Source organism: uncultured Phycicoccus sp. (assembly GCF_947495705.1).
Lineage (GTDB): Bacteria > Actinomycetota > Actinomycetes > Actinomycetales > Dermatophilaceae > Phycicoccus.
The window spans coordinates 96,226-121,397 of the sequence record NZ_CANLZR010000007.1 but is presented as its reverse complement, the minus strand read 5'-3'; the positions used below and the strand labels follow the sequence as shown (position 1 = coordinate 121,397).

Below are 25,172 nucleotides of genomic sequence, written 5' to 3'. Positions count from 1 at the left end.
ACCGGCCGCGGGGTTTTCCACAGGGTGCGGCCCGCCCGCCTACGATCGGGCCGTGGCCATCCTCATCGACCCCCCGAGGTTCGAGGCCCACGGACGACGGTGGTCGCACCTCGTCAGCGACACGAGCCTCGAAGAGCTGCACGCCTTCGCCCGCGGGTGCGGCATCCCGGCCCGCGGCTTCGAGGGGGACCACTACGACATCCCCGAGGAGCGGTACGCGGCCGTCGTCGCAGCGGGTGCCCGGCCCACACCTCCGCGCGACCTGCTCCGGGCGCTCGTCGCCAGCGGGCTGCGGATGCAGAAGCGCCGGGGCGACACGGGGGTCGCCCGGGTGCGCGAGGTCCGGTTCCCGGACGGGACCACGGCCGACGTCGACCTCATCCGGTCGGCGCGGGAGGCAGCCCCGGCCCGGGTCTTCGCGGCGATGGTGTTCGTCCGCGACGCCGCCGGTGACCACCTCGTCGTCCACTCCGTCCGGCGCGACCAGTGGGGCCCGCCAGGGGGCTGGCGGGAGCCGGGGGAGTCGGTGCGCCAGAACGCCCTCCGCGAGCTCCACGAGGAGAGCGGGCTCGTCCTGCACGACTCCGCGCTGGCCCCTGTGGGATACGAGCGCTTCCACCGCCGGTCCGCCGGGGGCCTGTGGCGGGAGGGTCAGGACCTCATGCAGCTCTACCGGGCCGACCTGCCCGCGGTCCGTCCGCGGCTGCGCCGGACCCTCGACGACGTCGACGTCTGCCGCTGGGTCACCTGGCCCGAGCTCGAGGGGCTGTGCTCCCGCGACTTCTACTGGCCCATCCTCGAGGCGGTGCTCAGGCCGCGAGCCTGGTGAGCTCGCGGGCGAGGTTCTCGCGTGCCGTCGGTTCCCAGGCGCGCCGGGCGTGCTCGGTCCGGTAGACGTGGTCCCGGAGCAGGAAGGGGCGCAGGACGGCGGCCCGGGCAGCCGAGTAGGCAGCGGCCGGCACGGCCGCGTACTCGCGACGCACCTCCCGGCAGTACTCGTCGAAGCGCGGCGTGGGTGCCGCCAGCACCCACAGGTCGGCGTCGTGCAGGACCTCCCGGCTCGGGCTGCCCCCTCCGCCGAGGTCGTGGTCGGCGGTGTCGAGCACCGCGGTCACGACGTCGTCCACGAGGTCGGGGTCCGCCCCCAGCTCGGCCAGGGTCCGCGAGGCGAGGGCGGCGCTGCGCCGCTCGTTGCCGCCGCCCTCGACGTCGCCGATGTCGTAGACGGCGTCGTGGAACCAGGCCCCGAGCACGGCGACGGACCGGTCCCGCCGCCCGACCTTGCCGGCGCGGCACAGGGTGTCGACGGCCGCGAGGACCTCGGCGAGGTGCGAGGTGCCGTGGTAGCCGCGGTGCGGCTCGCCCCAGCGGGCCAGCAGGTCACGGCCCACATCGGCCAGCAGCTGCCCGTCAGCGCCGGGGACGGCCTTCCGGGCGTCCGTCACCCAACGTCCCTGCAGCGCCTGCACCCGGACACTCTGGCAGAGTCCGACCCTCGCGTCAGGGGTTCCGGCGGGTCCGCTCCCAGGCCTTGGCGTACCGGCTCCCCGTCGCGAGCAACAGCAGCCCGGTCGCGATGAACGCGATCGACCGGACGATGCCGTCCAGGGCGGAGAGGTCGAAGAGGAACAGCTTGGCGACCGCGACGGCGACGAGGAGCAGCCCGCCGCGCAGGGCCAGGTCGGACCGGTGCTCGAGCGAGTGCAGGAGCAGGACGGCTGCGGTGACCATCCAGGCGACGGTGGCCAGGGCGTGCCCGGCCGTGAAGCCGACGGCCACGTCGCCGAGGCGGTCGCCGGTCAGGGTGCCGACACTGACGAGCATCGTCGCCCCGGCCACCAGCCCCAGCGCCACCGCGCCGACGCGGGTCGCCCGGCGGAGCGCGGCAGGCACCCGGCGCACGTTGGCCACCGCCCAGGTCAGGACCGCCAGGAGGGCCGCCGCGAGGCCACTGTCGACGAAGGCGACGGGCAGGTCGTGGGCCGTGGCGAGATCGGCGGACAGCATGGCCGCCGGGTGGTCGAGCCAGCCGAGCAGTGCGACCGCCGCGACCGCGCTGCCGATGGCGAGCGAGATGCGCGAGCGCGTGGCGCCGGCCACGGCGACGTGGCCGAGGGCGAGGAGGAGCAGCCCGGTGCCGACGAAGCCGCTGGGCGCCCCGGCCAGGACGGCCAGGACCGCCGAGAACGCCCCGACCGACGCGACCGTCGAGACGAGGTGCACCGGCAGCGGGCCCAGCGGCGCCCGGCCGCCGGCCGATGCCGCGAGCAGCAGCGCCGCCGCGACGGCGGCGTGGGCCGAGGTCCGGACGGGGTCGGCCTGCGCGGCGTTCACGGCGAGGAGGCCGACCGCGACGACGAGCACCGCGACCGACGACGTGACGTCCCGTCGGTGCCGGCGCACGGTGAGCGTGGACGTGACGAGGACAGCCAGGAGGGTGACGCCACCGACGGCGAGCAGGGCCAGCAGTCCGTTGCGACCGTCGACGACGAAGGCGCCCACGAGCAGCGACAGCGCCACCGGGGTCGTCCGCACGATCGTGAGCCGGGGCGCGGGGCGGTCACCGGCCGCCCACCAGCCGACGACGGCGAGCACGGCGAGGACGGCCGAGACGAGCCATCCGGGTCCGTCGGCGACGACCGGCGAGAGGACGGCCGCTCCGGCCACCATGAGGACGGCGAGCAGCTCGCTGGACCACCGGCGCGCCAGCCCGAGGCCGGCGACCGCGACCGCGACGCAGAGGGCCAGGCCGACCCCGGACGGCACCCATCCGTAGAGGGCCGTGACAGCGACGACGTCGAGGTAGGCGGCGGCGGCGCCGGTCGCGACGAGGGCGACCGAGGAGGTACCGCCGGGCCGGCCGTCGGCCCGGTCGCGGGTCCCCCCACGCACCCCGAGCCCAGCCAGGACGACGGCGAGGGCGGCACCGGCTGCGACCCGGGCTTCCGGCCCGAACCAGCCCTGCCGGGCGGCCAGGACGAGGAGCAACGCGACGCCGACCAGCGTGACGACGGCGCCGGCGATGGCCAGGACCCGCGTCACGGCTCCCTCGCGCCGGTACCAGGGCTCGGGGGCCGGGAGCACGGCCGTCGGGGGCAGTGGCGGCGGGACGCCGGGACCGGGTGGGACGGAGGGCCCGGCCGCGGCGGGCGCGCCGGCGGGTGCAGCCGCGCCGGCCTGGGACACCGGGGGCGGGGTGGCTGTCATCGGGGGGAGCGGTGCAGCGGGCGCCGCCTGCCGACGCGCATCCTGCTGCTCGAGGTCAGCGCGCAGGCGGGCGAGGCCGTTGCCGACCGTGTACATCCGCTGCATCGCGTCGGCGAACTCCTGCTCGAGCCGCAGCACGTCATCCCGGTGGGTCATGGCCCCAGGGTCCCAGGACGACGCACGGGGCACCTGAGCACGCGTACTCACCGCGTGTCGGGTGCCCCGTGCGGGCCCGTGGGTGGGCTCAGCCGGTGGTGCTGCTCCGCTCGGTCAGCGTCGCGCTGAGCTCCAGGCGCGTCCCGTCGCGGAGCACCGTGAGCGTGACGGTGGAGCCCACGGTCTGCTCCCGGACGACCCCGACGAGCGACTCCGCGGAGTCGACCGGCTCGCCGTTGACCGCGATGACGACATCGCCCGGCTCGAGCCCCGCGGCCGCGGCGGGCGTGTCCTGCTCCACGGACCGGATCTCGGCGCCGGCGCGCGTGGCGGACCCGTCGGACGCGGTCCCCGTCTGTGGCACGACCCCGAGGTAGGCGTGGACGGCGGTCCCCGTCTCGATGAGCTGGGTCGCGATGGACCGCACCTCCGTGACCGGGATGGCGAAACCGATGCCGATGCTTCCGGCCTGCCCGCCGCTCGCGGTCCCGAGCGAGGCGATGGACGAGTTGATTCCCACCAGCTGGCCGGACGCGTTGACGAGCGCCCCGCCGCTGTTGCCCGGGTTGATCGCGGCCGAGGTCTGGATCGCGTTCGTCACGACCGGCTCGGCCTGCTGGGTGCTGGAGTTGCGCGGACCCGGCTGCTCCGCCTCCGTCGTCACGGGACGGTTGAGGGCGCTGACGATGCCCGTCGTCACCGTCCCGGCCAGCCCCAGCGGGTTGCCGACGGCCATGACCGGGTCGCCGACCTCGAGGGCGTCGGAGTCACCGAAGGCGACCGGGGTGAGGTCGCTCGGGCCGTCGGTGATCGTGATGACGGCCAGGTCCGTCGACGGGTCGGTGCCGCGGATCTCGGCCGGGTAGGCGCGGCCGTCGTTCAGGGTGACGGTGAGCTTCTGGGCGCCGGCGACGACGTGGTTGTTCGTCACGACGTGGCCCTGGTCGTCGATGATGACGCCGGAGCCCTGCCCGGCGCCCTGAGGGGACTCCGCGCTGATCGCGACGACGCTCGGCGAGACCGCAGCGGCCGTGGCCGCCCAGTCGGGGTTCGCCGCATCGGCCTGCTGCACCGGCGCCTGGTCCGTGCCGCGGCCCAGCTGGGTGGACGAGCTCTGCGCAGCGGAGGGGGTCTGCGCGTCGTCCCACAGCCGGGTCGCGGCGAGGGTGCCGCCGGAGGACAGGACGGCGGCGAGCACCGCGACGGCGGTGATCTCCGCCGTGCGGCGCCGCCCGGACCCGCTCGGGGGCGACCCCTGCGGTCCGGACGGCCCCGACGGCCCGAACGGCCCCGAGACAGGGGGAGGGGCCGTGGGCGGCGTCGGGGCGCCTGGGGTGGACGGATGGTCGTGCGGGGGAGCGGCCGGCGACCCCGGGGCCGTCGGGCGCTCCGTGGTGGCCGTGCCACCGTGCGGGGTGTACCACTGGGGCGTGGTCCCCGGGGAGTTCTCGCCGGTGGGCGTGGGCTGCTGCTCGTGCATCGTGTCTCGGTGCTCCTTCGGGGGGTCGACGTCCGCTCCAGTCAACGTCCCCGAGGTGGGTGCCGGCTGGTCAGCCGCTGGGAGTCCGCTGTGCGAAGCGCACGACGAAGGTCGCCCCGCCGCCGGGGGTCCGGGCGACCCCGACCCGGCCACGGTGGGCCGAGACGATGGCGGCGACGATCGCGAGGCCCAGCCCGCTGCCGCCGCTGCCGCGACCCCGGGACGGGTCGGCCCGGAAGAAGCGCTCGAACACCTTGGTCGCGATCTCCGGGGGGACCCCGGCGCCGTGGTCGCGCACCTCGACGGCGGCCACCCCGTCCTCGGTGCCGACGGCGACCTCGACGGGGGTGCCCTCCGGGGTGTGCCGGAGGGCGTTGGCGACGAGGTTGGTCATGACCTGGCGGAGCTTGGGCTCCGAGCCCCGCACGACCGTCGGCTCCAGGGTGCCGTGCAGCCCGAGCAGCGAGATCCGGCGTTCCGGGGCCCGGACCCGGGCGTCGGCGACGGCGTCCGCCGCCAGGACGGTGAGGTCGACGTCGGTCAGGCGCTGCTCGGGCTCCTCGTCGAGGCGGGCGAGCACGAGGAGGTCCTCGACGAGGGTGCTCATCCGCCCGGACTCGGCCTCGATGCGCTCCATGGCGTTGCCGACCCCGTCGGGGTCGCGCACCGCACCCTGGCGGTACAGCTCCGCGTAGCCGCGGACCGTCGCGAGCGGCGTCCGCAGCTCGTGGGACGCATCCGCGACGAACTGGCGCATCCGCTCCTCGCTCGCCTCCCGGACGGCGAACGAGGACTCGATGCGGGCGAGCATGGCGTTGAGGCTCCGGGAGAGGGAGGTGACCTCGTCGTCGGCCTGGCGCACCGGCACGCGCTGGCTGAGGTCACCGGCGGCGATCGTGGCGGCGGTGTCCTCGATGCGCCGCAGCGGCCGGAACGCCCGTCGCACCGCGAAGTGGCCGAGGACCAGGGAGAGCACGAGCGCGAGCGTGCCGAGCAGCGCGGTCGAGACGAGCAGGCGGGTCACGGTGTGCGAGACCGTCTCGAGCGGCACCCCCACGGCGACCGTCGCGTCGCTGCCGGCCACCGGGGCCGCCACGAACCGCCAGCGCATCCGGCTGCCGTCCGAGCCGACGGTGAAGGCGGTCTGCTGCTGGACGCGCGGGTCGTCCTGGGTCAGCGTCGGCCACTGCGGGCTCGTCTCCTGGCCGGTGGGGAGACGGGTGATCTGGCCCGACGGCGTCTGGAGGACGAACGCGTAGGACGACGGCAGCGGGTCGTCGTCCTGGGTCCGCAGGTCGGCCAGGGCCTGGGTGGCGACCGGCGACAGGACGCTGCGCAGCTCGGCGTCGACGCGGGTGTCGAGGTCGCTCTTGAGGAGGTAGGCCGTGATGAGGCTCGTCGACAGCAGGGCCGCCCCGACGAGCAGCCCGACGATGAGGAGCAGCCGGGTCCGCAGCGGCACCGCCTCGAGCCGACGGACCACCAGGTCGAGGCGCCGGCGGACGCCGGGACCCCAGGGTCGGGGGGTGGTGGCGCGGGCGACGACGGTGTCGTCGGCCTCGACCGGCGGGACCGGGTGCGGCTGGGTCTCGGCAGGCATCAGACCTGCGGGGGCAGCCGCAGGACGTAGCCGACGCCGCGCTTGGTGTGGATGAGCGGTGCCGCCCCGTCGGCGTCGATCTTGCGACGGAGGTAGGAGATGTAGGACTCGACGATGCCGGACTCGCCGCGGAAGTCGTAGTCCCAGACGTGGTCGAGGATCTGCGCCTTGGACAGCACCCGGTTCGGGTTGAGCATGAGGTAGCGCAGCAGCTTGAACTCGGTGGGGCTCGTCTCGATGACGCGCCCGGCGCGACGCACCTCGTGGGAGTCCTCGTCGAGCTCGAGGTCCTCGAAGGTCAGGACCTGACGGTCCTCGTCGGCGTCGCCGCGGGTGCGCCGGAGGACGGCGCGGATGCGGGCGACGACCTCCTCGAGGCTGAACGGCTTGGTCACGTAGTCGTCGCCGCCGACGGTGAGGCCCTTGATCTTGTCGTCGACGGAGTCCCGGGCCGTGACGAAGACGATGGGCAGCTGACGGCCCTGGTCACGCAGCTTGCGGGTGACGGTGAACCCGTCCATGTCGGGGAGCATGACGTCCAGGACGCACAGGTCGGGGTCGTGGTCCCCGGCGACCTTGATGGCCTCGGACCCGCTCGCGGCCGTGGCGACGTCGAAGCCGGCGTAGCGCAGGGACGTCGCGAGAAGCTCGCGGATGTTCGGCTCGTCCTCGACGACGAGGAGTCGTGCCTCGGGCGGCTGGGTGGTGGTCACGGCTCCCAGTCTCCGGCACGAGTCTGGGAGTTCGCTGGATATCGGCTGTGACGATCGGGAGGCGCCGGCCGGTCAGAACCCGCCGTAGGGCGAGTCGGTGCCGCTGAACGCGCCGCCCACCCCGAGGGCGATGTACCCGATGGCGAGCAGGGCCATGACCCCGATGCCGATGCCGAAGGCGATCCACCCGCGGCGGGCCATCCGGGCCGACCCTGCCGGGTCGGTGGTCTGGCGGGTGAGCGCGACGATGCCCAGCACGAGCGCCGGGAGCTGGAAGATGCCGCAGCAGGCCACGAGGGCGATGCCCGAGGCGACGGTGAGGATGATGGCGCTCGTGTTCGACCGGGGCGGGCCGTAGCCCACCGGCGGGGCGGTGTACGGGTACTGGCCCGGAGCGACCGGTGCGGGTGCGCCGTACGGGGCGGGCGGCGGTGGTCCGGCGGGGCCGCCGTACGGGTTGCCGGCGGGCGGTGCCGCGGGAGTCGGTGCGCTCCCGCCCGGCGGGGGCACCGGCTCGGCCGGTGGGGTGCCGTACGGGGTCCCGGCCGGCGGCGCTCCGTACGGGGTGGGCGGCGGCTGGTCGTAGGAGGGCAGCCCGTAGCTCGGCTGGGTGTAGGTGGGCTGCTCGTACCGGGGTGGCTGCGCCGCGCCGGGCGGCGGGAACGGCGGCGGGGTCTCCACGCCGAGCGGCTGGGTCTCGGCGGGGCCGTCCGGGGGGTCCGGCAGCGGCGGCGGGGCGGTGGGGTCGCGGAACTCGTCGGCGTCCTCGCGGCGGTGCTCGTCGTCGGTGCTCACGTCGGGACCCCTCGGCGGTCGTGGCGGGCTGCGTCCCGCATGGACGGGTCGTCGCGGAGCAGGCTAGCGGGCCACCGGGCGCCGGCGCGGTGGGTTCGGCGCGCCCCGACGTGTCAGGATCGGGCGATGAGCCGAGTGCTGCCCCAGGTCGAGCCCGACCCGTCCCTGCCGCCGCGGGTCACCGTGTACGAGGTCGGCCCCCGGGACGGTCTCCAGAACGAGGCCACGACCGTCCCCGCGGCGGTCAAGGCGGAGTTCGTCCGGCGGCTCGGGGCGGCCGGGCTGGCGACCGTGGAGACGACCTCGTTCGTGGACCCCCGCTGGGTGCCGCAGCTCGCAGACGCCGAGGAGCTCCTCGGGCTGCTCGGGGCGGACGGCCGCGGCCCGCAGCGTCCCGTGCTCGTCCCGAACGAGCGGGGGCTCGACCGAGCCCTCGCCTCGGGCGTCGGGGCCGTCGCGATCTTCGGCAGCGCCACCGAGACGTTCGCCCGCAAGAACCTCAACCGCACCGTCGCCGAGTCCGTCGCGATGTTCGCGCCGGTCGTCGAGCGGGCCCGCGCCGACGGGCTGTGGGTGCGCGCCTACGTGTCGATGTGCTTCGGCGACCCGTGGGAGGGGCCCGTGCCGGTCGCCCAGGTCGTCGACGTGTGCCGCCGGCTCATGGACCTCGGCTGCGACCAGCTGTCGATCGGCGACACCATCGGGGTCGGCACCGTCGGGCACGTCCACCGGTTGCTCGAGGCACTGGGCGCTGCCGGCATCGGCCCGGAGGCCGTCGGGGTCCACTTCCACGACACCTACGGCCAGGCTCTGGCCAACACCCTCGCGGCCCTGCGGGACGGCGTGACCGTCGTCGACGCGTCCACCGGCGGCCTCGGCGGCTGCCCGTACGCGCGGTCGGCCACCGGGAACCTCGCCACCGAGGACCTCGTGTGGACCCTCGACGGGGCCGGGGTCGAGACCGGCATCGACCTCGACGCCCTCGTCGCGACCTCGATGTGGATGGCCGAGCACCTCGGGCGACCGTCGCCGTCGCGGGTCGTCAAGGCGCTCGCCGGCGGCTGAGCGGCAGGCCGGGTCGGCGTGGGCTCAGCGGGGCCGGACGCCGTTGACGGCGGGGCTGATGACCCGCTCGAGGGCGAGGGCGAGCAGGGCGACCACCCCGAGGCAGACGAGCAGGACGACGATGAACCAGCCGCCGAGCCGGCGGTCGAGCATGACCCCGGCGACGGCCGGTGCCGTGATGGCCCCGACCTGGAAGGCCATCGCGGACAGGGCGTTGTACCGGCCGCGGTCCCGGTCGCTCGCGAGGTCGTTGACGATCGCCGGGACGGTGGGCTGGAGCATCGTCTCGCCGAGGCCGAAGAACACGTGGAACACGATGACCCCGGCCGCGGCGGCGAGCGTGCCCGCGACCATCCCGGTGGACCCGAGCAGCGCCCACGCCACCGCCCACAGCACGACGAGGCCGAGGAACACCCGGGTGCGCCGCCGCCCGTCGATGCGGCGCAGCACGTAGAACTGGGCGAGCACGATGACGGCGGTGTTGGCGGCGAACGCGAAGCCGATGGTGCGCGTGGAGACCTCGCTGACCTGGCGGGCGAACGCGGGGAACCCGGCCTCCATCTGGCCGTAGCCGACGAAGCTCGACAGGAAGGTGAGCGCGGTGATCCACAGGACCGCCGGGCGCCGGAGCATCGCGAGGTAGCCGATGCCGCCGTCCTCGCCCTCGGCGACGGGCAGCGGCCGGCCGGCGACGGTGCGGAGCGGGCCGAGCAGCAGCGCGATCGGGACGAGGACGCACACGGCGTCGGCGAGGAAGATCGCGGTGAACGTGCCGGGCCGGTCGACGTCGGTGAGGAACCCGCTGACGACGCCGCCGACCCCGATGCCGAGGTTGACGAGCGCGAAGTTGATGCCGAAGTACTGGGTGCGCAGCCGGCCCCGGACGATGCTCGCGATCATCGCGTTGAACGCCGGCCAGCCGACCCCGAAGCTGATGCCCAGGAGGACGACGGCGGCGACGAGGGTCGGCACCGTCGTGGCGAAGGCCATGACGACGGCGCCCAGGACCTGGGCGGCGAGCCCGGCGATGACGACCGGCCGCGCCCCGAGCCGGTCCGTGAGGACCCCGACCGGCGCGGTGACGACGACCGCGACGACGGCGATGAGCCCGATGAGCAGCCCCGCGACGTCGAGGTCGACACCCCGGACCTCGTGGATGTAGATGATGGTGAAGGGCAGGGTCATGCCCCGGCCGAGCGTGGAGATGGCCGTGGTCGAGAGGAGCCACCGCCCCGGGGTGGGGAGGGCGTCCCAGAACCCCCGCATCGTGAGGTGGTGGTCGGTCTCGGCGGGGGCGCTGACGACGGTCGCATCGGGCGGCCGGTCGACGGTCTCGGACACCCTCAGACCTTCCCACGGCGCGCCGACATCGGACGACGGCTTTTCCGCTCGGCGGCACGGTGCGGGGGGTGCCGGAACCCGGCAGCGCGCCGGGGCCCGCAGCGGTTAGCCTTGGGTGTGGTGCCCGCCGTGGGTGCTGCTCCGATGACCGATGGATGAGGTGGACCGTGCCGACTGGCAAGGTGAAGTTCTTCGACGCCGAAAAGGGCTTCGGCTTCGTGTCCGGCGAGTCCGGCGAGGGTGACGTCTTCGTCCCCGCGTCCGCGCTGCCGTCGGGGGTCGAGGCCCTCAAGGGCGGGCAGCGCATCGAGTTCGACATCGCCGAGGGCCGTCGCGGCTCCCAGGCGCTGTCGGTCCGGCTGCTCGACCCGGCCCCCTCCGTCGCGACGAACCGGCGGGTCCGCGACCGCAAGCCCGCCGACGAGATGGTCGTCATCGTCGAGGACGTCATCAAGCTCCTCGACTCGGTGTCGGAGTCGCTGCGCCGGGGGCACTACCCCGACAAGTCGCACGGCGACAAGGTCGCGCAGGTCCTGCGCGCCGTCGCCGCCGATCTCGAGCTGTGATGGCGGCCGCCACCGCAGTCCGCCCCGACGCCACCCTGCGGGGGGCCGCCGACACCGCTCGTGCGGCCGCGCTCGCCGTCGCCGGCGGTGACGTGGTCGGCGACCACCAGGGCATGGAGATGGTCGAGGACCGCCTCGCCACGCACTACTTCGCGTCCACCTCGTCGGCCTACCGTGGCTGGCGCTGGGCCGTGTCCGTCGCCCGGGTGCCGCGCTCGAAGGTCGTCACGGTGTGCGAGGTCGACCTCGTGCCGGGCGACGGTGCGCTGCTCTCGCCGGCCTGGCTGCCCTACGCCGCCCGCCTGGCCCCCGGCGACCTCGGCCCCGGCGACGTCACGCCCTACGTCGAGGCCGACCCGCTCCTGGAGCCGGGGTTCGAGGCGACGGGTGACGAGGACGTCGACGCCGTGGCCCTGTGGGAGCTCGGGCTCGGGCGCCCTCGGGTGCTCTCGGCGGAGGGCCGTGACGCGGCCGCGCAGCGCTGGTACGACGGCGAGCACGGCCCCACCACGCCGGTCGCCGAGAAGGCCCCGATGGCGTGCTCCTCGTGTGGGTTCTTCGTGCCGATGCCGGGCGCGCTGCGGGCGCTCTTCGGCGTCTGCGCCAACGAGTGGTCGCCCTCCGACGGCAAGGTCGTGAGCCTCGACCACGGCTGCGGCGCGCACTCCGAGGCCGACGCCCCGGCACCGGCCGCCGAGCGGGTGTCCACCCCGATCCTCGACGACTTCGAGCTCGACCCGGTCTGACCCCCCGGCCCGTCGGGTTTCTCGGGTCACCCGATATCGCCGCGCTTCCCCCTGGAAGGCTTCTCGGGGGAAGCGGGGCTTTCTCGGGTCACCCGAGAAAGCGTCGCGGGGTCAGGCGTCGGCGGCGTTCCCCCGGCCGCGGCGGACGTACCACCACGCGAAGACTCCGAGCGCGATGCCGGTGACGCACGCCCAGGGCCACCAGGACCGCTCGCCCGTGTGCAGTGCCGGGACGACGAGGGTGATGACCAGCGCGAGTGCCCAGAGGCCGGTGCCGACCAGCGCGATCGTCATGGTCGGGACGTGCGGCGGGTCGACCGGGGCCGCGTCGCCGAGGACTCCGCCGTCGCGGTCGGGCTCGCGGGTCTCGTCGGTCACCGGCCCAGCGTAGCCAGGGCGGCAGGCGCGGGTCCGGGCGGCGTCGTACGAGCCGGCCGCCGCGCCCCGTCTCGCCGGGACACCCCCGCCACGCGCGAACCCCGGCCCGCCATTAGCCTGCTCGCCATGGCCTCGACCTCCACCACCACCACGCCCGCGGGCACGGCTCCGGGCAGCCGACTGGACCGCTACTTCCGCATCCACGAGCGCGGCTCGACGGTCGGCCGGGAGGTGCGCGGTGGCGTCGCCACCTTCTTCACGATGGCCTACATCGTCGTGCTCAACCCGCTGATCCTCGGGTACGTGCAGGACGCGGACGGCAAGTACCTCGGCGGCGGCGACGCCCCCAACCTCGCGGCCATCGCCGCGGGCACCGCGCTCGTCGCCGGCGTGCTGACGATCCTCATGGGGGTCGTCGCCAACTACCCGCTCGCCCTGGCGACCGGCCTCGGGCTCAACGCCTTCGTCGCATACGCCGTCGCGAGCCAGATGACCTGGGCGGACGCCATGGGTCTCGTCGTCCTCGAGGGCGTCATCATCCTCGTCCTCGTGCTCACCGGGTTCCGGCAGGCGGTGTTCCGGGCCGTCCCGGCGCAGCTCAAGGTCGCCATCTCGGTGGGCATCGGTCTGTTCATCGCGCTCATCGGGCTGGTCGACGCCGGGTTCGTGCGCCGCACCGGCGCGGGCCCGGTGCCCGTCGAGCTCGGGGTCGGTGGCCAGCTCGCCGGGTGGCCGTCGCTCGTGTTCGCGCTCGGGCTCGTCCTCATCATCGCCCTGTGGGTGCGCAAGGTGAAGGGCGCGATCATCATCTCGATCGTCACGATGACCGTCGTCGCGTTCGTCGTCGAGGCCCTCGCGAAGGTCGGCCCCACGGTCACCGGCGTCGACTCCGAGGGCAACAACATCGTCAACCCGACGGGCTGGAACCTCAACGTCCCCCGCTGGCCCGACGAGATCGCGGCGGTCAACTTCGGGACCCTCGGGGAGTTCAGCCTGCTCGGGTCGTTCTCGCGGGTCGGCGTCGTCGCGGCGGTCCTGCTCGTCTTCACGCTCATGCTCGCCGACTTCTTCGACACGATGGGCACGATGACGGCGATCGGCGCCGAGGCCGGGCTGCTCGACGAGCAGGGGAACCCGCCGAACACCCAGCGGATCCTCGTCGTCGACTCGGTCGCGGCGGCCGCCGGCGGTGCGGCGGGAGTCTCGTCGAACACCTCGTACATCGAGTCGGCGTCCGGTGTGGGCGAGGGCGCCCGGACCGGGCTGGCGTCCGTGGTCTCCGGGCTGCTGTTCCTCGTGGCGGTCGTGTTCGCGCCGCTGGTGCAGGTCATCCCGAACGAGGCCGCCGTCCCGGCGCTGGTGCTCGTCGGCTTCCTCATGATGCAGCAGGTCACCGAGATCAGCTGGGACGACCTGGACATCGCGATCCCGGCCTTCCTCACGATCATCCTCATGCCCTTCACGTACTCGATCACGGTGGGCATCGGGGCCGGCTTCGTCGCGTTCGTGCTCATCAAGGTGGTGCGCGGCAAGGTCGCCGACATCCACCCCATGATGTGGGGCACGGCGGCGCTCTTCGTCGTCTACTTCTTCATCGAGCCGATCACCGGTCTGGTCACCGGCTGACCGGCCGGGCGCCGCCTGACGTTCCGGGGTCACCCCGGAACGTCAGCGTGACGCGACCTCCGAGGTCGTGCAGCGCTGACGATGTCGTGCGTGGACCCGGGCGCCCCCTGGGGCGGCGTCTCGTGGAATAGTTAGCACAGGTAATGAGTTGTGCTAACTACTGACGACGACCCCCTGCTGGAGAACCCCGTGCCCGCACCCACCCCGACGATGTCCCGGACGCAGAAGGACCGCCTGACCAGCGACCTGCGGATGGCCTGCATGCGGATCTCGCGCCGGGTGCGCTTCGAGAGCAGGACGGACGTTGCGCCGCACCAGTTCTCGGTCCTCGTCAGGCTCGAGGGCGGACCCCGGACGCCCAAGGAGCTCGCCGAGATCGAGCAGGTGTCGGCGCCGAGCGTGACCCGGACGGTCAACACCCTCGTCGAGCGGGGACTCGTCGCCCGCTCCGACGACCCCACCGACGGGCGCCAGGTCATCCTCTCGCTCACCGCGCAGGGCAAGCAGACGATCAAGGAGACCCGGCGGCGCCGGGACCTGTGGCTCGCGACCCGGCTCGAGCACCTCACCGACGCCGAGCGGGCCCTGCTCGTCGACGCGACCGCGCTCCTGGAACGGGTGGCGGCCGAGTGAGCCCCACCTTCACCTCGCTCGAGGTCCGCAACTACCGCCTCTGGTTCCTCGGTGGCTTCGTCTCGAACATCGGCACGTGGGTCGGCCGCGTGGGCCAGGACTGGCTCGTCCTCACGGTGCTCACCGCCGGGTCGGCCACCGCGCTCGGCGTCGTCACCGGGCTCCAGTTCCTGCCGTTCCTGCTCCTCGCGCCGTGGAGCGGCCTCATCGCCGACCGCTTCTCCCGGCGGCGGATCCTCCTCGCGACCCAGAGCATGCTCGCGCTCTCGAGCCTGGTGCTCGGCGTGCTGGCCGTCACCGGGCTGGCCCAGCTGTGGCACGTCTACGTCATCGCCCTTCTCCAGGGGGTGACGACGGCCATCGACAACCCGGCGCGCCAGGTCTTCGTCTCCGAGATGGTGCCGCCCGACAAGCTCGCGAACGCGGTGGCGCTCAACTCGGCGTCCTTCAACGGCGGCCGGCTCATCGGTCCCGGCGTCGCGGGTCTCGTCATCGCCTGGTGGGGGACCGGAGAGGCGCTGCTGCTCAACACCCTGACCTTCGTCTTCGTGCTCGCGGCCCTCGGGATGCTCTCCGTGGCCGACCTCCGCTCGCCGGCGCGCGCCAAGGGCCGCGGGGGGATCCGTGAGGGCTTCGCCTACGTGCGGCAGCGGCGCGACCTGCAGCTCGTCATGCTGCTCGTCTTCGTGCTCGGCACCTTCGGCATGAACTTCCAGATCACGATGGCGCTCATGGCGACCAAGGTGTTCGACAAGGGCGCGAGCGAGTTCGGGCTGCTCGGGTCGATCCTCGCGATCGGCTCGCTCACGGCGGCGCTGCTGTCGGCCCGGCGGAAGGAGCCCCGGCTCCGGGTGCTCCTCCTGGCGCTGCTCGGGTTCGCCGTGGCCGCCGCGGCCGCCGCGAGCGCGCCGACGTTCTGGACCTTCGCCGCCGCCCTGGTGCCGGTGGGTCTCACCGCGCTCACCGCCCTGACGACCGCCAACGCCATGGTGCAGACCAGGGTCGCCCCCGAGATGCGGGGCCGCGTCATGGCCCTGTACATGGCGATCTTCATGGGCGGGACCCCCGCGGGGGCGCCGATGATCGGCTGGATCAGCGAGCAGTTCGGGCCGCGCTGGACCATCGGGGTGGGGGCCGTCGCCGTCGGCCTCACCCTCGTCGCGGTGTCGGTGTGGCTGGCGCGGGCCGAGAATGTCCGGGTGAGCTACGAGTCGCAGCGCCGCCCGCGCGTCACCGTGTCGACCTCCCCGGTCACGCGCGAGCGGGACGACGCCCACGTGCCCATGCCGGAGCCCGCGCGATGACCCCGCTGTTCCGGCGCCGGATGACGCTCGGGGTGCTCGCCGTGCTCCTCGTCGTCGCGGTCGTCTACGCCGTGGCCCGCTGACCCTGCTCGGCGCCGCCCCGGTGTGGGCGCGCCGTCCGCTCGGACGTTCTGCTCAGGCCAGTCGGTCGACGACGTGCTCGACGCACCCGATGAGGCGGCTGACGTCGTCGGGCTCGACGGCCGGGAAGCAGGCGACCCGCAGCTGGTTGCGGCCGAGCTTCCGGTACGGCTCGACATCGACGACACCGTTGGCGCGCAACGTCTTCGCGACGGCGGAGGCGTCGACCGCGTCATCGAAGTCGATCGTGGCGACGACGCGGCTGCGGTGGTCGGGGTTGCTGACGTACGGGGTCGTGTACTCCGTGCGCTCCGCCCAGTCGTAGAGACGGCCCGAGGAGTCGGCCGTGCGCGCGGTGGCCCAGTCGAGGCCGCCGTTGCCGTTGAGCCACTCGACCTGGTTCGCGAGCATCGCGAGCGTCGCCACGGCCGGGGTGTTGTACGTCTGGTCCTTGCGCGAGTTGTCGATCGCGGTCGGCAGGCTGAAGAAGTCGGGGACCCAGCGGCCGCTGGCGGTGATCTCGTCGACCCGCGCGAGGGCCGCGGGGGAGAAGAGCCCGATCCAGAGGCCGCCGTCGGACGCGAAGGACTTCTGCGGGGCGAAGTAGTACACGTCCGCCTGGCCCACGTCCACGGGCAGCCCGCCGGCCCCGGAGGTGGCGTCGACGAGCACGAGGGCGTCGTCGTCCGCGCCCTCGACGCGGCGGACCGGGCACATGACGCCGGTGGAGGTCTCGTTGTGGGCCCAGGCGTAGACGTCGACGCCGGCCTCGGCCCGTGCCTCGGGCCGGGTGCCCGGCTCGCTCGTGAGGATCGTCGGCTCGCCGAGGAACGGGGCCTTCTTCGTCACCGAGCCGAACTTGCTCGAGAACTCACCGAAGGCGAGGTGCTGGGCGCGGTCGCGGACGAGGCCGAACGCGGCGATGTCCCAGAACGCGGTGGAGCCGCCGTTGCCGAGGATGACCTCGTAGCCGTCCGGCAGGTCGAAGAACGTGGTGAGGCCCGTGCGGACCGCCTTGACGAGGTTCTTCACCGGCGCCTGGCGGTGGGACGTGCCGAGGACCGTGCGCCCGATGGCGGAGAGCGCCTCGACCTGCTCGGGACGGACCTTTGACGGGCCGGAGCCGAAGCGCCCGTCGGCGGGCAGGAGGTCGGCGGGGATGGTGATGGGGGCGTCGCTCACGTGTCTCTCCGTGCTCGGGCGGGCCGCCGGCGGGCGGCGTGGGTCGGCGCGGTCGGTCGCGCCGTGGCGGCCGCGGGCCGGCTCCGTCGACGGGCCGCGACCGGTCCCATCGTCACAGGCGCTGACCGGATGCCGGACGTCGGGTCCACGGACTGAGCAGCGCATGGCCGCCGCGGTCGGGTCAGGCCTTGGTGCGGTAGCCCTTGACGTCCGACAGCGGGCGGCTGCCCGGGCCGATGTACCGCGAGCTGGGGCGGATGAGACGCCCGGTGCGCTTCTGCTCGAGGATGTGGGCCGACCAGCCGGCCGTCCGCGCGCAGACGAAGAGCGGGGTCATCATCTCGCCGGGGACGTCGGCGAAGTCGAGCAGCACCGCGGCCCAGAAGTCGACGTTGGTCTCCATCCGCCGGTTCGGGTAGCGGTCGGCGAGCTCGGCGATGGCGGCCTTCTCGAGCTCCAGGGCCACCTCGTAGCGCGGCGCCCCGAGCCGCTTGCAGGTGTCGCGCAGCACGGCCGCCCGCGGGTCGTAGGCGCGGTACACGCGGTGCCCGAAGCCCATGAGCCGCTCCTTGCGGTCCATGACCCCCTTGACGTACGTCGTGGCGTCGCCGGTCTGCTCGACGCCCTCGATCATGTGCTGGGCCCGCGACGGCGCCCCGCCGTGGAGCGGTCCGGAGAGTGCGCCGATGGCGCCGGAGAGGCACGCCGCGACGTCGGCGCCCGTGGAGGCGATGACCCGCGCGGTGAACGTCGAGGCGTTCATCCCGTGCTCGGCGGCGGAGATGAAGTAGGCGTCGATGGCCTCGACGTGCTTGGGGTCGGGCTCGCCGCGCCAGCGGATCATGAACCGCTCGGGGATGGTGTGGCCCTTGTCAACCTCGGACTGCGGCACCATCGGGCGGTCCTGGCCGTGCGCGGACTGCGCGATGAACGAGAGGGCCATGACCGAGGCGCGGGCGAGCTGGTCGCGGGCGGTGTCGTCGTCGATGTCGAGCAGCGGCTCGAAGCCCCACACCGGTGCGAGCTGGGCGATGGCGGACTGCACGTCGACCCGGATGTCGCCGGTGTGGACCGGGAGCGGGAAGGGCTCGGCGGGCGGCAGACCCGGGTCGAGCTCGCCGTCGACGAGCAGGCCCCACACCTGGCCGAAGGAGACCTTGCCGACGAGGTCGTTGATGTCGACGCCCCGGTAGCGCAGCGCGCCGCCCTCCTTGTCGGGTTCGGCGATCTCGCTCTCGAAGGCCACGACCCCCTCGAGCCCGGGGTAGAAGTGCGGATCGTCGGCCGGGGAGGTCGTCATACGGGGTGTCCTATCGCTCGTCGCCGTTGTCGCGCGGCCCATTGTGCACGTCGTCGCCCCCGTGCTCCCACCCCTGGACCGCGGGGATGGACACGGCCCCGCTCAGCCGGCGCGGGGGTCGCGCACCGCCATGTCGGGGGTGCCGGGGTCGCGGATCTCGAACAGCTCGGTGGCCTCGATGAGCCGGCTCAGCTTGGCGTAGCCGTAGTTGCGCGAGTCGAAGGACGACTGGTTCGAGATGCGCTGCCCGACGGTGCCGATCTTGGCCCAGCCCGAGTCGTCGGCCGCGCTGTCGACGGCGCGGCGGAGCAGCGCGACGAGCCGGGTGTCCTGGCGGAGCTGTGCGCGGGTCGCGCGCCCGGCGGCCGGGGAGGTCGCGGCCTGCGCCGTCGCCTTGGCGGCTTTGGTGGCCTTCGCGGCGGTGGTCTTCCTCGCCGTCGCGGAGTCGTCGGGCGTGGCCGTCGTCGCGGGCGCGGTGGCGCTGCGCGCCGTCCGCCCCGTCGCGCCGGCCTTCTTCGCCGGGGTGCGTCCGGACGTCGGCGCGGTCCCGGTGTCGGAGCCGTTCGTCGCGTCGTCCTCGACGGCGGCCGCCGGCTCGGTCTGGCCGCTCGCGGCCGACAGCCGGTCGAGGACGAGGAACTTCGTGCACGCGCTCTGGAACGGGCCGGGGGTCTTGGCGTCCCCGAAGCCGTAGACGGCGACGCCGTGCTCGCGCAGGTGCATGACGAGCGGGGTGAAGTCGGCGTCGGACGAGACGATCGCGAAGGCGTCCGGGCGCTGGGTGTGCAGGATCTCAACGGCGTCGACGGCCAGCGCGATGTCGCTCGCGTTCTTGCCCTTGGTCTGGTCGAACTGCTGCATCGGGCGGATGGCGTTCTCGTGCAGGACCTCCTGCCACCCCTTGAGGCCCGCCTTGGTCCAGTTCCCGTACGCGCGACGGATACTCGTCTCGCCGAAGGCCGACAGCTCGCCGAGGATGACGTCGATCCGTCGGGCTCGCGCGTTGTCGGCGTCGATGAGCAGCGCGATGCGCGCGGAATCGGTCATGGCGCGAGGCTAGCCCCCCGACGGCTTCCCGACTTATCAGGCCTGCGTCCGCCTCACCAGCCCCTGGACGGCGGTTCGCGCGGACCGCAGCATGAAAGGTCGGGAAGAGGGGGGCGGCCTACGCTGGCGGCATGGACCCCAGACGCGTCGACTACACCGGTGACGGCCTCGCCGAGGACCAGCTCCTCGACACCCCGTACGCGCAGGTCCGGGCCTGGGTCGACGACGCCGTCCGCCGGTCCGAGTCCGAGTCCGACGTCTTCGAGCCGCTCGCCGCCGCGGTGGCGACGGTCGACGCCGACGGCCGCCCCAACGTGCGCACCGTGCTCATGCGCTTCCTCGACGAGCGTGGGCCCGGGTTCGTCACCGCGGTCACCTCGGCCAAGGGGCAGGAGCTGGCGGTCAACCCGCACATCGCCGCGGGGCTCACCTGGCCGGCCATGTACCGCGCCGTGCGTTTCCGCGGCCGGGCCGTCGCGCTCGACCGGGCGGAGGTCGAGGAGTACTGGCGGTCGCGGCCGTGGGCCTCCCGGATCTCGGCGTGGGCCTCGGACCAGTCGCGGCCGATCGGGTCGCGCGCCGACCTCGAGGCCGCGTACCGGCAGCGGGCGGAGGAGTTCCCGGACCACGGCTCCGTCGAGGACGTCCCGGTGCCGGACTTCTGGGGTGGGTTCCGCATCGTCTGCGACGAGATCGAGCTCTGGGCCGGTCGGCGGAACCGGCTGCACGACCGGCTCGTCTACACCCGGACCGGCGAGGGCGACCTCGACGACGCCACGTCCTGGGGGCTGAGCCGCCGCCAGCCCTGATGCTCCCGGCCGGCCGAGGCCCGGGCGCGGGCGCCGGGTCAGCCGCCGTCGGGCAGCGCGGCGAGGAACGCGGCGGCCTTGCGCCGCACCGCCGCCGAGCGGTGCCCGGCCTGCACCTCGAGCAGGGGCCGCAGGTTCTCCGACGCGACGACCCCTCGCCGGGCGAAGCCCAGGAGGGTCGTCATCGCCTGCGTCGCGACGATCCAGTCGACGTCGGTCGTCGCCACCCGGGCGGTCAGCCACGCCACGGCCGTCTCCCGCTGGGCCGCGGTGAGCTCGATGACGTCGAACAGCTGGGCGACGTGCCACTGGACGGACGGCTGGTCGCTGCGGGTGAGGACGGTGACGATGTCCTCGACGTAGGGACCGGCGCAGGCAGGGTCGGACCGGACGAGCTTCTCGAAGGTGTCGACCGCCCGCATCCGCACCCAGGCGTCCGGGTCCGAGATGCAGGCGAAGAGCTCGGGGAGCCGCGCGCGGTCGCCCTGCACGTCCGCGAGCACCTCGCCGGCCCGGCCCAGCGAGTTCGTATGCCCGCCGGCGGTGAGTGCCTCCCGGTACGGCTCCACGCCCCGACGATAGGTCCACGGTCGACAGACGAGAACATGCCGCGCGGGGTGCAGGGGTCACGGCATGTTCTCGTCGTTCGACGAGGAGGCGGCCGGGGCGTCAGGAGGTGCGGTGGACCTTGTGCGGGGCCGCCTGCGCGCGCGGCTTGAGGACGAGGAGGTCGACGTTGACGTGCGCCGGGCGGGTCGCCATCCACACGATGGCCTCCGCGACGTCGTCGGCGACCAGCGGCCCCGGGACGCCTGCGTAGACCGTGTCGGCCTTCTGCCGGTCGCCGCCGAACCGGGTGAGCGCGAACTCGTCGGTGTGCACCATGCCCGGCGCGATCTCGGTGACCCGGACCGGCTGGTCGAAGAGCTCGAGGCGCAGGGTCTCTGTCATGACGTGGACGCCGTGCTTGGCGACGGTGTAGCCGCCGCCGCCCTCGTACGCGAGCAGCCCGGCGATGGACCCGACGTTGACGATGATGCCGGGCCCGCCGGCCGCCACGAGCGCGGGCAGCAGCGCCTTGGTCACCTTGAGGGTGCCGAGGACGTTGGTGTCGAACATCCGCTGCCACAGGTCGACGTCCGCCTCGGCCACGGGCTCGAGCCCGAGGGCCCCGCCGGCGTTGTTGACCAGGACGCTCACCACGGGGCCCGCGGCCTCGGCCAGGGCAGCGACCTGGCCGTCGTCGGTGACGTCGCACGGGACGGCCACCCCGTCGATGTCGGCGGCGAGTGCCGCGACGCGGTCGGCGCGGCGTGCGGCGCACACGACGCGGAAGCCCTGGGCGGCCAGCAGCCGTGCGGTGGCGGCCCCGATGCCGCTGCTCGCGCCGGTGACGACGGCGGTGCGGCGCGCGTCGGGGCCGGTGGTCACGAGCTCTTCCGGGGGCGGATGGACGAGGGGTCGACCGCGATCCAGGTGGCCTCGGCGCGAGCGAGCAGCTCACCGTCGGCGTCGTGCAGGGTGCTCGCGGACCAGTACCGCCGCCCCTGCGCCGCGCGCGGCCAGGCCGTGACGACGGTGGTCTCGCCCGGCTCGGGCCGGCGCCACACCTGGGCGGCCATGGTCCCGAGGACCATCGGGCGCCCGGCGATCCCGGCGGACCAGCCGCCCGGGCAGTCGAGGGCGGCCCACACGACCGGCACGGTGACGTCGTCGGGGACGGTCCACGTCGTCGCGTAGCGACGGGAGCCGTCGTCGAGCGGGCCCGGCCGCAGGCACAGCGCATCGCCCGGCTCCCGCTGCGGACCGCACGAGAAGCACGTGGGGAACGGGTGGTCGGTGTCGCCCTCGTACCGGTCCTCCGCGGCCCGGGCCTCGTCGACCGTGGCCGGCGTCCGGGTGGTCCCGTCGAGGGCCGGGACGGCGCTGGCGGCGGCGACGAGGGAGTCGTCGGCCAGGAGCTGCAGGACCGCGGTCCCCGTCAGCGGGTCGGGGTGGTCGACGACGACGTCCAGCGGCCTGCCCAGGGGCGGGGGAGATGTGAGACGTACGCTGACGGCAGGCAGGTCGACGGAGGTGCGGGCGAGACTGGCGAGGGCGCCGCTCACCCAGCCGCCGTTACCGGACTCGGGGGGCCCGCAGAAGCGGTGGGGGACGGTCAACTCCACGCGGCCAACCTACCGACGCGACCCGGGCCGCGGTTGTTGCGTGCGTCACGCGTCTGTGCTTATCTCTCGATATCAAGTAGTTCGACATCAAGAGAAGTGGCCGATGGAGAGTTTCTCGCTCCGCCGGGTGGCCATCCCGGCGTTCGGCCCGACCGCGCTGTGGTCGGTCGGGCTGGGTGCCACGCTGCCCGTCATCGCCCTGAGCGCCCGGGACCTCGGCGCGTCGGTGTCCGTCGCCGCCCTGTTCGTGGGGATCGCCACCGTCTCCGAGCTCGTGTCGGCCGTGCCGGCCGGAGTGCTGGTCGACCGGCTCGGGGAGCGGCGTGCCCTGGCCCTCGCGGGCGTCGCCGACGCCGCCGCGGCGGCACTGGCCCTGGCCGCGCCCTCGCTCGCGATCCTCGCCCTGGCCATCGCGCTCACCGGTCCCACCGGGGCCGTCTTCCTGCTCGCCCGGCAGTCCTACCTGACGGCCGCCGCGCCCGAGTCGATGCGGGCGCGGGCGATGTCGACGCTCGGCGGTGTCGGCCGGATCGGGCTCTTCGTCGGCCCGCTCGTGGCCGCCCCCGTGGTCCACGTCTGGGGGCCGCAGTCCGCGTTCGTAGTCCAGGTGGCCGGCGGGCTGCTCGCGGCGGCGGTCGCGTGGGCCTCGCCCGAGCTGGCCGCGCACGCTCCGCCGGGGGGTCCCGGAGCCACCGCCGCCCGGGTCGGGGTGCTCGACGTCGTCCGGCGGCACCGGGCGGTCCTGCTCAGGGTGGGCCTGGGCGTGCTCGCCATCGGGCTGGCCCGGTCCTCGCGGGTCGTCGTCGTGCCGCTGTGGGCCGAGAGCGTCGGCCTCACCGCCGCTGAGACGGCGCTCGTCTTCGGGGCGGCGGGGTTCGTCGAGGTCCTCCTCTTCTACCCGGCCGGCTCCCTCATGGACCGGCGGGGGCGGATCTGGGTCGCTCTGCCGGTCACGGTCCTCCTCGGGGCAGGGCTCCTCGTCCTCCCCCTGACGAGCACGCTCGTGGCGGTCGGCGCGGTGGCGGTCGTCATGGCGGTCGGCAACGGGCTCGGGTCGGGGATCGTCATGACCCTCGGCGCCGACGCCGCCCCGGCCGCCGGGCGCGCTCCCTTCCTCGGGGTGTGGCGCCTGCTGTCGCTCGTCGGGCACAACGGGGCCGCGGTCGTCGTCGCCGCGCTCGCAGCGGTGGCCTCCATCGGGGTGGCCAGCGTCGGAGTGGGCGTGCTCACCCTGGCCGGTGGCGCCTGGCTGCTGCGGTGGCTCCCGCACTACGACCCCCGGCGACGCGGGCCGGCCGTCGTCACCTCCGATTAGGCTGACCTTCGTGACCGACCTCATCGACACCACGGAGATGTACCTCCGCACGATCTTCGAGCTCGAGGAGGAGGGCATCACGCCTCTCCGCGCGCGGATCGCCGAGCGGCTGGCGCACTCCGGGCCCACGGTGTCGCAGACGGTGGCTCGCATGGAGCGCGACGGGCTGCTGCACGTGGCGGGTGACCGGCACCTCGAGCTGAGCGAGGAGGGTCGCCGGCTCGCCACCCGCGTCATGCGCAAGCACCGCATCGCCGAGCGGCTCCTCGTCGACGTCATCGGTCTCGAATGGGAGTACGTCCACGAGGAGGCGTGCCGCTGGGAGCACGTCATGTCCGACCGGGTCGAACGCAAGATCCTGGCGATCCTGTCCGACCATGCGGAGTCGCCCTACGGCAACCCGATCCCCGGGCTCGAGGAGCTCGGCGAGGTCGGCGACGTCGTCGACTTCCGGCTGGGCCTCAGCACCCTCCAGAGCATCGCCGACGAGGCCGGAGTCAGCGTCATCGTGCGGCGCATCGGGGAGCCGGTCCAGGTCGACTCGGAGGCGCTCTCCCTCCTCACCTCCGCCGGACTGATGCCGGGCCAGCCGGCCCGGGTCCGGCGCGACGGCACCCGCATCGTCGTGAGCCGCGAGGGTGCGGCGGAGACGACGGGGGTCTCGCTCCCCGCCGACATCGCCGAGCACGTCTTCGTCGCCCCGGCGTGACCCCCCATCAGGGGCCTGACCTGCGGATCTGAGGGCTGCCTGTGCGACGCGCGTTACCGAAACGTGACTTCGCGGCCCGAGTCACGTAGCGTACCGAGCGAGTTGTACCCGCCCCGGAAGTGATTTCTCTGTGTCCTCTCATCGCCAGCCCGGTCGCCGTCGTGCGCCCGGCCGTGTCCGACGTCTGCCCGACGGGTTCCCCCGCGCGGGGGCCTCGTGGGCTGTCAAGTCCCTCGCGAGCCTCAGCGTCGTCGGGGGCGCCGCCGTCGCCCTCACCATCCCGGCTGAGTCCGCCGACGCCGAGGCCGACGGGACCACCCAGCTCTCCATGACGACGTCGTCCTTCGCCCTCGCCCAGCGTGGCGCGCCCGATGCGGCGTCCCGGTCGACGGCCCGCGACGAGCCCGCCGTCGCGGCACCCGCCGGAGCGGCCCCGACCCAGCCCGACGCCATCGGGGTCGAAGGGGTCAAGGCCGTCGCCAAGCCGAAGCCCGAGCCGAAGCCCGAGCCCACCCCCGCAGCGACCGCCGAGGCGGCCGCCCCCGCCGCGTCGTCCGGGTCCTGGTCCGGGTCGGTGACCGCCCGGTGCAGCAACATCGGCCTCATCCCGAACGCGCAGCGGCTCTGCTCCGCCGTCGACTCCCTGTACGGGCCCCCGTCCATCGGCGGGAAGCGCGCCAGCGCCGACGAGCACGGTACCGGTCAGGCCGTCGACTTCATGACCGCCAGCGCCTCCCAGGGCGACGCGATCGCCGCCTACATCCAGCAGCACGTCGGTGAGTTCAACGTCAAGTACCTCATCTGGCAGCAGCGCTACTGGGCGCCGGGCGAGGGCTGGAGCATGATGGAGGACCGTGGCTCGGCCACCGCGAACCACTACGACCACGTCCACGTCACGACCAACTACTGACCGACGCGTCGATCGCCACAGGCCCCGCCCGGGATCGTCCG

Annotated in this window: 25 protein-coding genes; 11 read left to right on the top strand and 14 right to left on the bottom strand. The window is 74.0% G+C overall.

All coding sequences use genetic code 11. The annotated features are described in order from the left end of the window. The first annotated feature begins 52 nt into the window (after positions 1 to 52). Entirely contained in the window at positions 53 to 829 is a 777-nt protein-coding gene (locus Q0963_RS11430; RefSeq protein ID WP_299445786.1) for a DUF4031 domain-containing protein, read from the top strand. On the opposite strand, the gene Q0963_RS11425 is transcribed toward Q0963_RS11430, so the two are convergent. The 6 genes from Q0963_RS11425 to Q0963_RS11400 form a co-directional block, all read right to left on the bottom strand. Beyond that, positions 810 to 1,469, bottom strand: a complete 660-nt coding sequence (locus Q0963_RS11425; protein ID WP_299445784.1) for a hypothetical protein — start codon at positions 1,467 to 1,469, stop codon at positions 810 to 812. The genes Q0963_RS11430 and Q0963_RS11425 overlap by 20 nt on opposite strands. A gap of 31 nt (positions 1,470 to 1,500) precedes the next feature. Then, positions 1,501 to 3,363 (bottom strand): DUF2339 domain-containing protein, encoded by a 1,863-nt coding sequence (locus tag Q0963_RS11420; protein WP_299445782.1) that lies wholly within the window; start codon positions 3,361 to 3,363, stop codon positions 1,501 to 1,503. Between the two features lie 88 nt (positions 3,364 to 3,451). After that, entirely contained in the window at positions 3,452 to 4,843 is a 1,392-nt protein-coding gene (locus Q0963_RS11415; protein ID WP_299445780.1) for a trypsin-like peptidase domain-containing protein, read from the bottom strand. 70 nt (positions 4,844 to 4,913) lie between these two features. Beyond that, positions 4,914 to 6,443, bottom strand: a complete 1,530-nt coding sequence (locus Q0963_RS11410; protein WP_299445777.1) for a cell wall metabolism sensor histidine kinase WalK — start codon at positions 6,441 to 6,443, stop codon at positions 4,914 to 4,916. Beyond that, the gene (locus Q0963_RS11405; RefSeq protein ID WP_299445775.1) at positions 6,443 to 7,156 is read right to left on the bottom strand and encodes a response regulator transcription factor; all 714 of its coding nucleotides are present in this window, start codon (positions 7,154 to 7,156) and stop codon (positions 6,443 to 6,445) included. Before Q0963_RS11405 ends, Q0963_RS11410 begins: the two co-directional genes overlap by 1 nt. A 72-nt stretch (positions 7,157 to 7,228) precedes the next feature. Beyond that, positions 7,229 to 7,951, bottom strand: coding sequence for a DUF4190 domain-containing protein (locus tag Q0963_RS11400; RefSeq protein WP_299445772.1), 723 nt, complete (start codon positions 7,949 to 7,951; stop codon positions 7,229 to 7,231). Between the two features lie 126 nt (positions 7,952 to 8,077). Between Q0963_RS11400 and Q0963_RS11395 the strand changes: the two genes are divergently transcribed. Continuing rightward, the gene (locus Q0963_RS11395; protein WP_299445769.1) at positions 8,078 to 9,016 is read left to right on the top strand and encodes a hydroxymethylglutaryl-CoA lyase; all 939 of its coding nucleotides are present in this window, start codon (positions 8,078 to 8,080) and stop codon (positions 9,014 to 9,016) included. A gap of 24 nt (positions 9,017 to 9,040) precedes the next feature. Here the strand turns inward: Q0963_RS11395 and Q0963_RS11390 are convergent, their stop codons facing one another. Next, positions 9,041 to 10,357, bottom strand: a complete 1,317-nt coding sequence (locus Q0963_RS11390; protein ID WP_299445766.1) for an MFS transporter — start codon at positions 10,355 to 10,357, stop codon at positions 9,041 to 9,043. A 167-nt stretch (positions 10,358 to 10,524) separates the two neighbouring features. Here Q0963_RS11390 and Q0963_RS11385 point away from each other — a divergent pair, with 167 nt between their 5' ends. After that, complete coding sequence (locus tag Q0963_RS11385) at positions 10,525 to 10,923, top strand: cold-shock protein (protein ID WP_299445763.1); 399 nt, start codon at positions 10,525 to 10,527, stop codon at positions 10,921 to 10,923. Further along, positions 10,923 to 11,669: a DUF3027 domain-containing protein gene (locus tag Q0963_RS11380; RefSeq protein WP_299445760.1), complete on the top strand. Its 747-nt coding sequence runs from the start codon at positions 10,923 to 10,925 to the stop codon at positions 11,667 to 11,669. The genes Q0963_RS11385 and Q0963_RS11380 overlap by 1 nt, the downstream gene beginning before the upstream one ends. Before the next feature lie 111 nt (positions 11,670 to 11,780). Here the strand turns inward: Q0963_RS11380 and Q0963_RS11375 are convergent, their stop codons facing one another. Beyond that, positions 11,781 to 12,047 carry a DUF2530 domain-containing protein gene (locus tag Q0963_RS11375; RefSeq protein ID WP_299445758.1) on the bottom strand — a complete coding sequence of 89 codons (267 nt, stop codon included), beginning with the start codon at positions 12,045 to 12,047 and terminating at the stop codon, positions 11,781 to 11,783. A 126-nt stretch (positions 12,048 to 12,173) separates the two neighbouring features. Between Q0963_RS11375 and Q0963_RS11370 the strand changes: the two genes are divergently transcribed. The 3 genes from Q0963_RS11370 to Q0963_RS11360 all read left to right on the top strand — a co-directional run bounded on the left by Q0963_RS11370 (position 12,174) and on the right by Q0963_RS11360 (position 15,610). Further along, positions 12,174 to 13,673, top strand: a complete 1,500-nt coding sequence (locus tag Q0963_RS11370; protein WP_299445756.1) for an NCS2 family permease — start codon at positions 12,174 to 12,176, stop codon at positions 13,671 to 13,673. Positions 13,674 to 13,862: 189 nt separating this feature from the next. Next, the gene (locus tag Q0963_RS11365; protein ID WP_299445754.1) at positions 13,863 to 14,306 is read left to right on the top strand and encodes a MarR family winged helix-turn-helix transcriptional regulator; all 444 of its coding nucleotides are present in this window, start codon (positions 13,863 to 13,865) and stop codon (positions 14,304 to 14,306) included. Beyond that, complete coding sequence (locus tag Q0963_RS11360; protein WP_299445752.1) at positions 14,303 to 15,610, top strand: MFS transporter; 1,308 nt, start codon at positions 14,303 to 14,305, stop codon at positions 15,608 to 15,610. The genes Q0963_RS11365 and Q0963_RS11360 overlap by 4 nt, the downstream gene beginning before the upstream one ends. Before the next feature lie 135 nt (positions 15,611 to 15,745). Here Q0963_RS11360 and serC read toward each other — a convergent pair whose 3' ends face one another. From serC to Q0963_RS11345, 3 genes are all read right to left on the bottom strand, one after another. Beyond that, positions 15,746 to 16,873, bottom strand: coding sequence for a phosphoserine transaminase (gene serC / locus Q0963_RS11355; protein ID WP_299445749.1), 1,128 nt, complete (start codon positions 16,871 to 16,873; stop codon positions 15,746 to 15,748). A 181-nt stretch (positions 16,874 to 17,054) separates the two neighbouring features. Then, on the bottom strand, positions 17,055 to 18,173 hold the full coding sequence (locus tag Q0963_RS11350) for a citrate synthase 2 (protein ID WP_299445747.1): 1,119 nt from the start codon (positions 18,171 to 18,173) through the stop codon (positions 17,055 to 17,057). A 102-nt stretch (positions 18,174 to 18,275) separates the two neighbouring features. Continuing rightward, complete coding sequence (locus Q0963_RS11345) at positions 18,276 to 19,220, bottom strand: NYN domain-containing protein (RefSeq protein WP_299445745.1); 945 nt, start codon at positions 19,218 to 19,220, stop codon at positions 18,276 to 18,278. A 131-nt stretch (positions 19,221 to 19,351) separates the two neighbouring features. Here Q0963_RS11345 and pdxH point away from each other — a divergent pair, with 131 nt between their 5' ends. Further along, positions 19,352 to 20,029 carry a pyridoxamine 5'-phosphate oxidase gene (gene pdxH, locus Q0963_RS11340; RefSeq protein ID WP_299445743.1) on the top strand — a complete coding sequence of 226 codons (678 nt, stop codon included), beginning with the start codon at positions 19,352 to 19,354 and terminating at the stop codon, positions 20,027 to 20,029. A 38-nt stretch (positions 20,030 to 20,067) separates the two neighbouring features. Here pdxH and Q0963_RS11335 read toward each other — a convergent pair whose 3' ends face one another. From Q0963_RS11335 to Q0963_RS11325, 3 genes are all read right to left on the bottom strand, one after another. Beyond that, positions 20,068 to 20,598, bottom strand: a complete 531-nt coding sequence (locus Q0963_RS11335; RefSeq protein ID WP_299445741.1) for a hypothetical protein — start codon at positions 20,596 to 20,598, stop codon at positions 20,068 to 20,070. A gap of 100 nt (positions 20,599 to 20,698) precedes the next feature. Continuing rightward, a complete protein-coding gene (locus tag Q0963_RS11330; protein WP_299445739.1) occupies positions 20,699 to 21,460 on the bottom strand; it encodes an SDR family oxidoreductase in 762 nt (253 codons plus the stop codon). Then, on the bottom strand, positions 21,457 to 22,197 hold the full coding sequence (locus Q0963_RS11325) for a hypothetical protein (RefSeq protein WP_299445736.1): 741 nt from the start codon (positions 22,195 to 22,197) through the stop codon (positions 21,457 to 21,459). The genes Q0963_RS11330 and Q0963_RS11325 overlap by 4 nt, the downstream gene beginning before the upstream one ends. Positions 22,198 to 22,300: 103 nt before the next feature. On the opposite strand from Q0963_RS11325, the gene Q0963_RS11320 reads away from it, so the two are divergent. The 3 genes from Q0963_RS11320 to Q0963_RS11310 all read left to right on the top strand — a co-directional run bounded on the left by Q0963_RS11320 (position 22,301) and on the right by Q0963_RS11310 (position 25,131). Next, entirely contained in the window at positions 22,301 to 23,512 is a 1,212-nt protein-coding gene (locus Q0963_RS11320) for an MFS transporter (protein ID WP_299445733.1), read from the top strand. A 10-nt stretch (positions 23,513 to 23,522) separates the two neighbouring features. After that, positions 23,523 to 24,221, top strand: coding sequence for a metal-dependent transcriptional regulator (locus Q0963_RS11315; RefSeq protein WP_299445730.1), 699 nt, complete (start codon positions 23,523 to 23,525; stop codon positions 24,219 to 24,221). Positions 24,222 to 24,549: 328 nt separating this feature from the next. Then, positions 24,550 to 25,131, top strand: a complete 582-nt coding sequence (locus tag Q0963_RS11310) for a hypothetical protein (protein ID WP_299445727.1) — start codon at positions 24,550 to 24,552, stop codon at positions 25,129 to 25,131. The last annotated feature ends 41 nt before the right edge of the window (positions 25,132 to 25,172 follow it).

Bases quoted from the DNA above. Each gene is read 5' to 3' on its own strand.
- Q0963_RS11420 (WP_299445782.1), bottom strand. From the start codon at position 3,363: ATGACCCACCGGGATGACGTGCTGCGGCTCGAGCAGGAGTTCGCCGAC.
- Q0963_RS11415 (WP_299445780.1), bottom strand. From the start codon at position 4,843: ATGCACGAGCAGCAGCCCACGCCCACCGGCGAGAACTCCCCGGGGACC.
- Q0963_RS11410 (WP_299445777.1), bottom strand. From the start codon at position 6,443: ATGCCTGCCGAGACCCAGCCGCACCCGGTCCCGCCGGTCGAGGCCGAC.
- Q0963_RS11395 (WP_299445769.1), top strand. From the start codon at position 8,078: ATGAGCCGAGTGCTGCCCCAGGTCGAGCCCGACCCGTCCCTGCCGCCG.
- Q0963_RS11380 (WP_299445760.1), top strand. From the start codon at position 10,923: ATGGCGGCCGCCACCGCAGTCCGCCCCGACGCCACCCTGCGGGGGGCC.
- Q0963_RS11370 (WP_299445756.1), top strand. From the start codon at position 12,174: ATGGCCTCGACCTCCACCACCACCACGCCCGCGGGCACGGCTCCGGGC.
- Q0963_RS11350 (WP_299445747.1), bottom strand. From the start codon at position 18,173: ATGACGACCTCCCCGGCCGACGATCCGCACTTCTACCCCGGGCTCGAG.
- Q0963_RS11345 (WP_299445745.1), bottom strand. From the start codon at position 19,220: ATGACCGATTCCGCGCGCATCGCGCTGCTCATCGACGCCGACAACGCG.
- pdxH (WP_299445743.1), top strand. From the start codon at position 19,352: ATGGACCCCAGACGCGTCGACTACACCGGTGACGGCCTCGCCGAGGAC.
- Q0963_RS11320 (WP_299445733.1), top strand. From the start codon at position 22,301: ATGGAGAGTTTCTCGCTCCGCCGGGTGGCCATCCCGGCGTTCGGCCCG.
- Q0963_RS11310 (WP_299445727.1), top strand. From the start codon at position 24,550: ATGACGACGTCGTCCTTCGCCCTCGCCCAGCGTGGCGCGCCCGATGCG.